Genomic DNA, 12,089 nt, shown 5'->3' on the forward strand with positions numbered 1-12,089 from the left:
AAGACAACCTTAATTGGATACATATTAGTTCCATAGGACTACGAAAATTTCGCTGAAAGGTTCTAAAATGACAGGTTGCCTCCATTACTGCATACTCACGCTTTCAGCGTGACAAGCAGCAAATGGAGTAACCTTCCATAAAGAACCTATATAGCTTATTTTCAAATACCTATTGCACAAATATGTATCTAATTTCTCTGTTTGTACGAATTTAAAAATAACATATTTTTGAATGTATAAATACACTTCGAAAGATGCCGCTGAAAAAGTTCACATAATTTTTGCTTAACTTTTTTAAGCAGATAAGTTCAACGTTATAAGTCTATCTAATAACCTTATAATCACCTTTTAGATATATTTAGATATTGATTTTAAGCCATATTAGTTTTATCTAACCCATTATCAACAAAAATAGCATACATTGTACCATCTGCTTTCATCTCACTAATTTTTTCATTAAAAGCATTCAATAGTGTTATGTCATTTTTTCTCATAGCTATGCCTACGTTATTAGTTAACTCTGGAGTATAATCTCTTAGTAATCTTAAAGGGAGCTTGGAATTTTTAAATAGAGAATATTTTCCGACAACAGAATCTAATATGCCTGCATCAACTTTTATACTACTTACAGCATTAAATAATTCAGGCAGAGTATCAAACGTTGCTATATCTTTTATTAAGTTCTCATTCTTCCATCTTTCTGCTAACTTTTCATATACTGTACCTTTTACAACTCCAACCACTGAAGTTTTTAAATCACTCTTAAAATTAATAGTTGATAATGCTGGAACCACAATAGATTCTGAAATTTTATATAATGGCTGAGTAAATGCTACAAGCTTTTCACGTTCTGGCGTTATAAATATTCCACCTGATGCTATATCTATATTATCATCAGTAGTTAATTTTTCTAAGAAATTTAGAAATGTTGCTTCGTTGATTTCAATTTTTGCATTCATCCCAAGCCGTTTTAAAATTTCATTTAGTATATCTGCTTCTATACCAGATACCTCATTTGTATTTGTATCTCTATAAAAATATGTACGACTGCTTGTTATTGCCGCGACATTTATTACTCCTTTTTCTTTTATTCTCTGCAATCTATCTTTTTCAATTGAGACATTTGCTAATGCAGTTTTACTATTATCTTTTAGAGCAGTACATTCAAACATTATTCCAATAAAATTTACTATAACAATAAATATCAATAATTTCTTAAGTATCTTTTCCATATAAGCCTCCCTTTTAAAATAAAATAGTAATTTTTAAATCCACTGATATTTTGCTTAATATAATAAATTTTAAACATTTTTTTCTATAGATAAACCAATTATAATCTAAATTTATACTAGTTATATACAGCCTGCAAAAGATTTATCATCAGAACACTAATGCAGAAATTTATGTATTAACTCTAGCCTAAATAAACGTTTAAATTGCAATTTAGATTTCAACTTTTGATGATGAATTTTAAGATAAGTAATAATTGTAATTAAGAATCTGTGAATAGTCTCTTAGGATGAAAATTATGAAAATCCTAATAATTCAACTTTCACTATTTGTCAGTTATTATTTACAACTTTAAGATGAATTCTATAGTAAGAGGCCGCAATTGGACCAAACCAGTTATAGCTTTCAGATACTAATAGTTTCATACAAGGCACCTCCTTATGATGAATTTATCTAGCTTATTTTTCTATAATCAAGAAATTATTCTAATAAGCAATCTTCTTATTTTGAGTATTATAACGGTGCAATCCCTCCTACAATTTTTAAGGCTATATCTATAATTTAAAATGTATCATACACCAGAAAGAAAGATTACTCTTTTGTACAGTATTGCATCAGAGAATAGGCTTTAGGTATTTCTTTATCAGAAGTTGTTCCAATGTTGCTTGTCATGAGCTTGGCTCAGGAACATGCAGCATTGGGTGCAACTTTTGATATTAGAAATCCAAAGCCATATTCTCCAGCAATCGAAATAACAGAGTAATCTTTCTTTCGGCGAGTTACCACATAAATCTGGTTTTAAATTTTGTACCTATATAAATGCATAAAAAATAACAAGTTCCCTACAATTGTAGAAAACTTGTTATCCTTATATAGTTTATTTAAATAGGTTTAATTCACAATCTGAAAATAATAAATCAGTATGCAGGTTGATTTATTATTTTCTCATGTGCCTAATGTGAGGGCATTTTAATTTTAACTAGTTTTTTATTATATTATCTAAGCATCCATCCTGAAAGTACCATCATTTGAACTTCTGATGTTCCTTCATAGATTTCTGTTATCTTAGCATCACGCATCATTCTTTCAATTGGATAATCACTTGTGTATCCATAACCACCAAATAATTGTAAACAACGATTTGTTACATCAGTAGCATTTCTAGCAGCAAATAATTTTGCCATAGCTGCTAAATGTGTGAATTTTTGGTGATCGTCTTTTGCACATGCAGCTTGATATACTAAAAGTTTTGCAGCTTCTGTATTTGCACTCATTTGAGCAAGTTCAAATTGTGTATTTTGGAATTGAGCAATAGATTTTCCAAATTGAACACGTTCTTTAACATATTTTACAGTCTCTTCTATTGCGCCTTCTGCAATACCAAGAGCTTGAGCAGCGATACCAATACGGCCTCCATCAAGAGTTGCCATTGCAATACCAAATCCTTTTCCTTCTTCTCCTAAAAGATTTTCCTTTGGAACTATACAATTATCAAAGAATAATTCACATGTAGAAGATGCACGGATTCCCATCTTTAATTCATGGCTTCCAACAGAAAATCCTGGGAAGTCTTTTTCAACTATAAATGCTGAAATACCTTTTGTTCCCTTACTCTTATCTGTCATAGCAAAAACAATATATATTTCTGCATATCCTGCATTAGTAATAAAGATTTTGCTTCCATTTAATACATAATTGTCTCCATCTAATACTGCTGTTGTCTTTTGCATTGAAGCATCAGTTCCAGCTACAGGTTCAGTTAATCCAAAGGCACCTAATTTTTCACCTGAAGCAAGAGGTTTTAAATATTTTTCTTTTTGAGCATCTGTACCATATGTGTAAATTGGTGTTGCACAAAGGCTTGTATGTGCTGAAACTATAACACCTGTTGTAGCACAACATTTAGATAATTCTTCTACACATTGTACATAACTTAATGTATCCATTCCAGCTCCGCCGAATTCTTCAGGAAATGGAATTCCAAGCAAGCCCATTTCAGCCATTTTTGCTACATTTTCTTCTGGGAAACGCATACTTTCATCTATTTCTTTTGCAATTGGTTTTACCTCATTTTCTGCAAATTCACGATACATTTCTTGTAATTGTTGGTGATTCTCATCTTGTTTAAAATCCATTTTAATTTCCTACCTTTCTTTTTTTCATCTTTTCCTTTTTTTTATTTCATGGGATATTAATATATATATAAATTATTAATTATGAGCTTAATTTTCTATTGGACAGCATACCTTACCTGGATTCATAATAGAATTTGGATCAAATACTTCTTTAATACCTTTCATTAATTCCATATTTATTTCTCCAACGCTATCAGCTAAATAACTCATCTTTCCACTACCAATTCCATGTTCACCTGAAACAAGTCCACCGCATTTGATTGCTTCTTCGTAAATGATCTTAAAGAATTTATCAACTCTTGTTTTGAATTCTTCTTCTTCTAAATCGTTACTACATTGGTATATGTGAAGATTTCCATCTCCTGCATGTCCAAAACTCTTAATAGTTAATCCACACTCTTCACCAGTTTTATTTACAAAAGCAAGATAAGGAGCTATTTTATTTACTGGAACTACAACATCACATTCATCTAACAATTTTGTTTCTGCCATAATAGCTTCTAAGAAACTTGAACGTGCAGCCCATGCATCTTTTATTTTTGCAGGTGTATCAGCTACAAGAACATCAATTGCTCCTGCTTCTAATACTATTTCACTTGCTTGCTCAATAAGATTATTTAATTCATCTTCATTACCTGCATCTATAGTAACAAGTAAATAAGCATTTGCAGTAACTCCATCAATTACTTGTGGGAATACACTCTTTCCAATATATCTTTCACTAGATAAAACAATTTCTCTTTCCATGAATTCTATCGCTTGTGGATTCATGTGTTCCATTCTAAATTTTGGAACAGTAGAAATACAATCATCTAAATTTTCAAAAGGAATAATTAAACTTGCTACTACCTTTGGCGCTGGCATTACTTTCAATGTAAGTTCTGTAATAATTCCAAGTGTACCTTCTGAACCAATCATTAGATTTAAAAGGCTATAACCCGAACTTGTTTTTGATACTGTAGCACCGAATTTAGTAATTTCTCCTGTTGGAAGAACAACTGTCATTGCACGTACATAATCACGTGTTGCACCGTACTTAACAGCTCTCATTCCACCAGCATTTGTTGCAACATTTCCACCTAAACAAGCAAACTTTTCACCTGGATCTGGAGCATATAATAATCCTTGTTTTAAACAATCCTCTGCAAGATCATTTAATAGAACTCCAGCTTCTACATGAACAACAAAATTTTCTAAATCATAAGAAATTATTTTGTTCATTTTTGTAATATCAATTAAAACTCCTCCAAGTAGTGGAACTGCTCCACCTGTAAGTCCTGTTCCTGCTCCTCTTGGAGTTACTGGTATTTTATTTTCATTACATATTTTTACCACTGCAGCAACTTCTTCTGTGGAATGTGCCATAAACACAACTTGTGGGGCTACTTTTCCGTAAATAGGCATTTCATCGTGACTATAGTCGTCATTTATATCAGCACCTGTTAAAATATGTCCTGGTGCTGCCTCCTGTAATTTTGAGATTATCTCCTCTGTCAATTGATTATACTCAGCCATAATATTCATTCCTTTCTAATATATTAGATGTAAAGTTCACTTTATCTTTTTTTAGCAAATTACTACGCCGAACTAATTCAGTTTACATCTTATACCCTAAGGGTATAAAATGTAGACTTTTGAATAAATTCTTCAATTTTCTAAAAGCCACTGAATTTTCCTGGTCAACTTTAAATGGTCACCTGTAATACATATCAACTGCCTTAAAGTGTTCCAACAAAACATACTATTCCAGCTATAACTACATAACAAACAAAATATTTAAATACGCTTTTTAAAATTTTACTTTCCGAACCTGATTGATTAATTGCACTTGCACCAATTGCAATACTTTGAGGACAAATCATCTTTCCTATACCTGCTCCAAGAGTATTTGCTGCTGCCATCCATGCACCAGAAAGTCCAAGATTTTGCGCAGTTTGAACTTGTAATCCTCCAAATAAAACACTGGTTGATGTACCTGATCCAGTTACAAATCCTCCAATGGCTCCAATTAATGGAGAAATTAATGGGTATGCTCCTCCAGTTACTACAACTAAAAGACTTGCAATATCTGAAATCATTCCACTATACCCCATTACCTTTGCCGTTGACATAACTGCACAAATTGTAACGATTGTTTTCCAGTTTGCTTTTAATGTGCTACGCAGTACATCAAGTATTGTTGATATTTTTGCGCCTTGAACGAGACCGCCAATCACTGCTGCAACAAGAATGATAATACCTGGTGTATTAATCCAGCTAAATGTTAGGGTATTTCCACCTTTGCCAGCATATACGCTTGTACTTGTTTTAAATACTGCAATTGCATCATGAACTGGTGCACATAATGTTGATGTAGCCATTAACATTACAAAGATTAAAATAAATGGGCACCATGCTTGTACTGCTTTACCAAATGATAAAGCTGTTTCTTCTTTTTTCTTGTTAATTTGAATACAATACTCATCTTGAGGCTTTTTATTAAAGATTTTTGCTGCTGCAACTGTACATACCATACAACAGATAGATCCTACTATATCTGGAAGTTCTGCTCCAACTGCTGTTGCTGTAATATAAGCAGGTACTGTAAATGATAATGCAGCAACTAATGTAACAAGAAATGCTCCCTTCAATGCCTTTATTCCTCCACCTACGATGCATACCATAATAAATGGACTTATAAAACAAAGAATTCCTTCAATTAGTACTGTATTTACTGCCAATGTGTTTGATCCAACTCCGGTTACTGCTGAAAGTGTTACAAGCGGTATTCCTACTGATCCAAATGCTGTTGGTGTACTGTTAGCAACCAAACAAGCTATAACTGCTGAAAATGGATTTAATCCAACGCCAGCAAGCATAGATGCTGGAATAGCAACTGCTGTTCCAAACCCAGCCATTCCTTCCATGAAGTTACCAAATCCCCATCCAATAATTAATGTTAAAACCCTTTTATCCATAGAAACTCCGGCCAACATTTCCTTTATGAAATCCATTGCACCCGTACGTAAAATTAAATTATACGTAAACAAAGCTGCAACGATAACTAAACAGATTGGCCACAATGCGTTGAGTACTCCTTCAAATACTCCTGTCACAGTATAAACCACATTTAATTTCCAGAAAAAAATAGCTAAAAACATTGTAAGAACAAGTGCAATAGAGCAAGCTTTATAACCCGGCATTTTTAATCCACTGAGTGCAACTATAAGCCAAATGATAGGTAATATCGCCATTAAGAATTTAAAAAACAACATTCCTTTATCCTCCTCATACGATTTTTAAATGGTATAACCTTTTAAAAATCGTTATTACTTTTTTGGTCTTAATTACATAGCTTCCCACTTGTTGATTCAATACTATTTTTACATATATTCGGATTTAGTTGTTTTTTATATGCTGCGTCTCTTATTCAATTATGTTTTTTAATAATTCTCCACGTATACAAGTGTGAAATTTATACATAATTTCATTTTCTTGTGAATTGAGATTTATTTTTTAGGCTGTCGTGCTAATTTTTTAGTGCGACAACCTTTTATCTTATCTGGAAAAAGTATTTATTCTGCTTTTGCTTTTTTCATTTCTTCGATCATAATTGGAAGGATTTCATTTACATTTCCAACAATTGCTACGTTAGCAACTTCAAAAATTGGAGCTTCTTCATCTTTATTAATTGCTACAATATAATTAGAGCCTGTCATTCCTGATGTATGTTGTGTTGCTCCTGAAATACCGCACGCAATATAAAGTTTTGGTGCTACGATTTTTCCTGATTGTCCAACTTGGTGTGCACGAGAAATCCAACCGTCTTCAATTGCTGGTCTTGTTGCGCCTACTACGCCTCCAAGCACACGTGCTAATTCTTCAACTAGTTTGAAGTTTTCTGCACTTCCCATTCCACGTCCACCAGAAACAATAACTTCAGCTTCTTCTAAATTAACAGATTCAGAAATTTCTTTTACTGTATCAATAATTTTTGCCTTAACAGCATCAGCTGGAATTTCTATTTTCTTTTCTGTAACGTCTGCATTTGAAGTTGGTTCTGGTTTAGGAAAGCTTCCATTTCTAACTGTTACTACAGCTGTTCCCTCTACTTCAATATGTTCTAAGATTGTACCGCCATAAGCTGGTCTAGTGTATATAACTTTATCATCAGCCTTACTCATTCCTATTACATCACTTACACATCCCAAATTCATACGACCTGCAATACGTGGTGCAACATCTTTAGCAAGTGTTGTATTAGCTAATAAAACAATATCTGGATTTTGTTCCTTAACAGTTTCTGATAATACTTCTGTCAAAGTATCGCAATCTGTCGCTGTATCAGTAAAAATAACTGGAATTCCGAATGCTGCTATTATATCTGCAATAGCTTTATTCCCTACTACAAGAGCTGTTCCTTCTGCATCTAATGCTTTTGCTGCACTAATAAGTTCAATACTTCCACCTAATGCCTTTTCTCCATCTGTTTCAATGAATAATAATGCTTTCATACTTTCGTTTCCTCCTTAATTAGATTGCCTTATCTTTTTTCATTTGCTCCATAACAGCACTTACTGCTAAAGTAGCATCCTTCTCTTGAATCTTGATACCAGCCTCTTTCTTAGGAGGTGCAACATATTCTATTAAGCGTACTTTTGCTTGTTTTACCTCTCCAATTTCTGCTGCTGAATAAGTTGGTATTACTGCCTTACGGCTTGCCATCTTACTTTTTATAGTAGGATAACGTGGATCATAATCTGGCTTGCTTACTGTTACTACAGCTGGACATTCTAGTGAAACTAAATTATATCCTTCTTCAGTTTCTTGATGAATTTCCATAGAATTATCTTTTAAATCGATTTCAATAGCGCTGCTGACATAGCCTGTCCCTAACTTTTCTGAAAGCATAGCTCCAACTTGACCAGTAATTTCATCTGTAGATTCTTTTCCACAAAGAATCAAATCAAATTTTTCACCTTTGTCTGCTTCAATCTTGTGAATAGCATCTGCCAAAACATCAGCTGTTCCCATAGCATCTAAATCTGCATATAAGTCATCTTTTACAAAAAATGCTTCTTTAGCTCCTACAGCAATGCAATTTTTTAATGTGTTTAAAGAATCCTCTGCTCCAACTGTTAATACACTTACTTTTCCTCCATGAGCCTCAGTAAAACGAACCGCTAGCTCTAATGCATATGTATCAAATGCATTTGCAACCAAACTGACTCCATTTAATTTAGGTTTTTTCTTTTCATTATCCAAATGGATTTCAATTGAATCATCTGGAACCTGTTTTACACATAACAGAATCTGCATACTTTCCCTCTCCTTTATCCTTTTATATTACTAAATTGTTTTTTGATAAAACCATTCTGTGTTTTGGTGGTAAAAAGCACCATCAAATAAATACTATCGCTAATTCATTTTCTGTATACGATATCGTAAATTGGTCTTACCAATTCACAAGTAAATTCTAACACACGGTACCATATATTTCAATCCCTAATATAAAAATTTTTTTATGAATATATTTTAGGTTATATTAACCTAGGATTATGATAAAATTCCCATGATTGATTAACTATATTTCTTGCCAGAACTAAGATTACTGCGCATTCATCTCATTACTAAATGATAATTTGCATAAATAAATTTCTTGACATATGCATATGTGTGCACATATAATTTAATTGGTGATGGAAATGGAAAATCAAAATAATTTATTTGAATGTGGTGATTTTGAATTTTATAAAACTCTTTTTGATCCTGTAAGAAGTGAAATCTTAAAGTTTCTCGCAATAAATGGAAAGAAAAATATCACAGAAATTGCAGAAAACTTTACTCAAGATAGGTCTGTTATTTCAAGACATTTGGAATTAATGAATCGATATAAAATCTTAAATAAGGAAAAGCTAAACAGAATCACTTTCTATGAAATTAATAGCGAATATATTCTTGAAAAATTTGAGACAACTACAAACACTTTAAAAGAGTATATCAAAAATAAGGTTTAGAACAAAATCGCAGGCGACTTTGGGGTTGGGGATTTTTTTACGTATCTGCCTTTTCGAACGTATGTGAGAAAAATCTGCACATCAGAAATGGCAGCTATGCACCTATAAAAAGAGTAGCTATGCTACAATACTGAACTATTCTGCATATAAGAACATTTTATGCAGGCGAATATATTTTCTTTTTTATTCTCTTTACAAATCCTAACTTTCTGAATTAGTCTTTTCCATAATTTATCCACAAATTTAATTTGAATATAAATTCCTAGAGAATTAAGAAAAGGCAGTAATGCCTTTCTTCTTTAATATAAATGTGTATAAATGTGCACATATACACTATAATAAATAATTTTGAAAGGATTTGAATAAAATGAATCTTATTACTGTGAATGAAGCAAAATGTATAAAATGTGAGTTATGTATTAAAGAATGTCCTGTGGCTTTTCTAAAGATGGGTTTACATGGACCAGAAGAAATTGAAAACAATCATTGTATTGCCTGTGGACATTGCACTGCTATCTGTCCTAATACTGCGATAGATAATAAAAAATCGCCTTTAGAAGATCAAATTGATTTAAAAGATTTTACTAAACTAAACGAAAAGCAGGCAGAATATTTCTTAAGATCTCGCCGTTCCATAAGAAATTACAAAACTGAACCTGTGTCAAGAGAAAAATTGACGAAATTAATTGATATTGCAAGATTGGCTCCTACTGCAAGTAATAGTCAAGGCATATCCTTTATTGTGGTTGAAAATAAGCAATTACTTGAACAAGCTTTAGAGATTTCTATTCAAATGATAGAAAGCTCACCTTTAAGACATTTAGTAGAAGAAGCTATAAAAAGTTATAGAGAAGATGGATATGATTCAGTCTTCCGTGGTGCTCCCAATTTAATAATTGCAACATCAGATAAGAATTTTCCATATGCACGAGATAATGCTGTTTCATCACTAACTTATCTTGAATTATACGCCCCTTCATTAGGACTTGGATCATGCTGGGCTGGAATTTTCGAGCATTGCATAGCTATTGAAGACTCACCACTGCTTAAATTATTCAATATTCCTAAAGATAAAAAAGTCGTCGGTGCCGTTATGGTTGGATATCCAAGGTATAGTTATAATAGATTAGTTGATAGAAATCCATTAGACGCTACTTTTATAGAATAATTAATAATTACACTTAAAAAAGCTATCCTGTAAAAGATAGCTTTTTTCTTTCTATTAAAATTTCAGAACTATATATAAATGCTACTAAGCATTTTCTTCATTTTTCTTTTTTGCTTTAAGTATATTGTAAATAATACCAAGTACTATAAACCATACAGGTGTTACAAATAAAGCAACACGAGTTTCATTATTAAGTGCCAATACAACTAGAATAAAAGCAAAAAATGCTAGAATTATATAGTTGATTATTGGATAAAGCGGCATTTTAAATTTACTCTTTGCAGCAAGTTCAGGATTAGTTTTGCGATATCTCATGTGGCAAATAACTATGATTGCCCAAATATAAATAAAACAAAATGTCGATATACTTGTTATAAGTACAAATACTCCTTCTGGCATAACAAAGTTTAAAATAACTGAAATCAAAATGACAATTGCTGAAAACATTGTAGCATTTGAAGGCACTTGACTAGAAGTGAGCTTTTTCATTGATTCAGGTGCATTTTCTTCTTTAGCAAGTGAATAAACCATACGGCTTGTACTGAAGATAGCACTATTACAAGCAGATGCTGCTGATGTTAATACAACGAAGTTTACAATACTTGCTGCTGCTGCAATTCCTACTGCTGCAAACACCTGAACAAATGGGCTTTTATCCGGATTAATTGAGTTCCAAGGATATATGCTCATAATAACAATAAGTGCCCCTATATAGAATATAATGATTCTAATTGGAATATTGTTAATAGCCTTTGGAATAACATGCTCTGGTCTTTCAGTTTCTCCAGCTGTAAGGCCAACTAATTCAATTCCAGCAAAAGCAAACACTACCATTTGGAATGAAAGAATAAAACCATTTATTCCATTTGGAAATAAACCTCCGTGGCTCCAAAGATTTGCAAAGCTTGATGTACCAGCATCTGTAGAAAATCCTCTAATAATCATAAATATACCAATTACAATTAGTGCTAAGATTGCAACAACTTTAATTAAAGCAAACCAAAATTCCATTTCACCAAATAGTTTTACTGCTGTAAGATTCATAATTAGTAAAATTACAAGAACAATAAGACTTGGAAGCCATTGAGGTATATTAGGAAGCCAGTATTGTATGTATAACCCTGCTGCAGTCAAGTCAGCCATACCAACTGAAATCCAGCAGAACCAATATGTCCATCCAGTAATAAATGCCGCTCCATTCCCTAAATAATCATATACAAAGTCTACAAATGAATGATAATTTAAATTAGATAATAATAATTCCCCAAGAGCGCGCATAATAAAGAAGCATATTATTCCTGTTATTATGTAAGCAAATAAGATAGATGGACCAGCTAAGTGAATTGATCTTCCTGAACCAAGGAATAATCCTGTACCAATTGCACCTCCTATAGCAAGTAACTGAACATGCCGATTTTTTAGTCCTCTTGATAAATTTTGATTTTCTGATGTTGATTTATCCATTTTATTCCTCCATATTTATTAAAGCATATAGATAAATGCTTTATTATAAGTATTTTATAATCATGCGAATTTTTGTAGCTATTATTTCCCCAATAT

9 protein-coding genes are annotated in these 12,089 nt (G+C 32.3%); 2 read left to right on the plus strand and 7 right to left on the minus strand.

Annotated elements, in window-relative coordinates; translation table 11 throughout:
* Positions 1-371: 371 nt before the first annotated feature.
* From PZA12_RS14770 to PZA12_RS14795, 6 genes are all read right to left on the minus strand, one after another.
* Positions 372-1,232 (minus strand): ABC transporter substrate-binding protein, encoded by an 861-nt coding sequence (locus PZA12_RS14770; RefSeq protein ID WP_078115283.1) that lies wholly within the window; start codon positions 1,230-1,232, stop codon positions 372-374.
* 993 nt (positions 1,233-2,225) lie between these two features.
* On the minus strand, positions 2,226-3,365 hold the full coding sequence (locus PZA12_RS14775) for an acyl-CoA dehydrogenase (protein ID WP_103698895.1): 1,140 nt from the start codon (positions 3,363-3,365) through the stop codon (positions 2,226-2,228).
* An 87-nt stretch (positions 3,366-3,452) separates the two neighbouring features.
* Complete coding sequence (locus PZA12_RS14780; RefSeq protein ID WP_077840756.1) at positions 3,453-4,880, minus strand: FAD-binding oxidoreductase; 1,428 nt, start codon at positions 4,878-4,880, stop codon at positions 3,453-3,455.
* A gap of 203 nt (positions 4,881-5,083) precedes the next feature.
* Positions 5,084-6,619, minus strand: a complete 1,536-nt coding sequence (locus tag PZA12_RS14785) for an L-lactate permease (protein WP_078115281.1) — start codon at positions 6,617-6,619, stop codon at positions 5,084-5,086.
* Positions 6,620-6,919: 300 nt separating this feature from the next.
* Positions 6,920-7,858 carry an electron transfer flavoprotein subunit alpha/FixB family protein gene (locus PZA12_RS14790; RefSeq protein WP_078115280.1) on the minus strand — a complete coding sequence of 313 codons (939 nt, stop codon included), beginning with the start codon at positions 7,856-7,858 and terminating at the stop codon, positions 6,920-6,922.
* Between the two features lie 19 nt (positions 7,859-7,877).
* Complete coding sequence (locus PZA12_RS14795) at positions 7,878-8,663, minus strand: electron transfer flavoprotein subunit beta/FixA family protein (RefSeq protein WP_078115279.1); 786 nt, start codon at positions 8,661-8,663, stop codon at positions 7,878-7,880.
* A 386-nt stretch (positions 8,664-9,049) separates the two neighbouring features.
* Between PZA12_RS14795 and PZA12_RS14800 the strand changes: the two genes are divergently transcribed.
* Together PZA12_RS14800 and PZA12_RS14805 are read left to right on the plus strand one after the other, a co-directional pair.
* Positions 9,050-9,361, plus strand: a complete 312-nt coding sequence (locus PZA12_RS14800; protein WP_078115278.1) for an ArsR/SmtB family transcription factor — start codon at positions 9,050-9,052, stop codon at positions 9,359-9,361.
* A 367-nt stretch (positions 9,362-9,728) separates the two neighbouring features.
* Positions 9,729-10,529, plus strand: a complete 801-nt coding sequence (locus PZA12_RS14805) for a nitroreductase family protein (protein WP_078115277.1) — start codon at positions 9,729-9,731, stop codon at positions 10,527-10,529.
* Positions 10,530-10,613: 84 nt separating this feature from the next.
* On the opposite strand, the gene PZA12_RS14810 is transcribed toward PZA12_RS14805, so the two are convergent.
* Positions 10,614-11,993: an amino acid permease gene (locus PZA12_RS14810; RefSeq protein ID WP_078115276.1), complete on the minus strand. Its 1,380-nt coding sequence runs from the start codon at positions 11,991-11,993 to the stop codon at positions 10,614-10,616.
* Between the last annotated feature and the right edge of the window lie 96 nt (positions 11,994-12,089).

Origin of the sequence: Clostridium beijerinckii (assembly GCF_036699995.1) — a bacterium.
In the GTDB taxonomy this organism is placed as follows: domain Bacteria; phylum Bacillota; class Clostridia; order Clostridiales; family Clostridiaceae; genus Clostridium; species Clostridium helianthi.

Bases quoted from the DNA above. Each gene is read 5' to 3' on its own strand.
- PZA12_RS14770 (WP_078115283.1), bottom strand. From the start codon at position 1,232: ATGGAAAAGATACTTAAGAAATTATTGATATTTATTGTTATAGTAAAT.
- PZA12_RS14775 (WP_103698895.1), bottom strand. From the start codon at position 3,365: ATGGATTTTAAACAAGATGAGAATCACCAACAATTACAAGAAATGTAT.
- PZA12_RS14780 (WP_077840756.1), bottom strand. From the start codon at position 4,880: ATGGCTGAGTATAATCAATTGACAGAGGAGATAATCTCAAAATTACAG.
- PZA12_RS14785 (WP_078115281.1), bottom strand. From the start codon at position 6,619: ATGTTGTTTTTTAAATTCTTAATGGCGATATTACCTATCATTTGGCTT.
- PZA12_RS14790 (WP_078115280.1), bottom strand. From the start codon at position 7,858: ATGAAAGCATTATTATTCATTGAAACAGATGGAGAAAAGGCATTAGGT.
- PZA12_RS14795 (WP_078115279.1), bottom strand. From the start codon at position 8,663: ATGCAGATTCTGTTATGTGTAAAACAGGTTCCAGATGATTCAATTGAA.
- PZA12_RS14800 (WP_078115278.1), top strand. From the start codon at position 9,050: ATGGAAAATCAAAATAATTTATTTGAATGTGGTGATTTTGAATTTTAT.
- PZA12_RS14805 (WP_078115277.1), top strand. From the start codon at position 9,729: ATGAATCTTATTACTGTGAATGAAGCAAAATGTATAAAATGTGAGTTA.
- PZA12_RS14810 (WP_078115276.1), bottom strand. From the start codon at position 11,993: ATGGATAAATCAACATCAGAAAATCAAAATTTATCAAGAGGACTAAAA.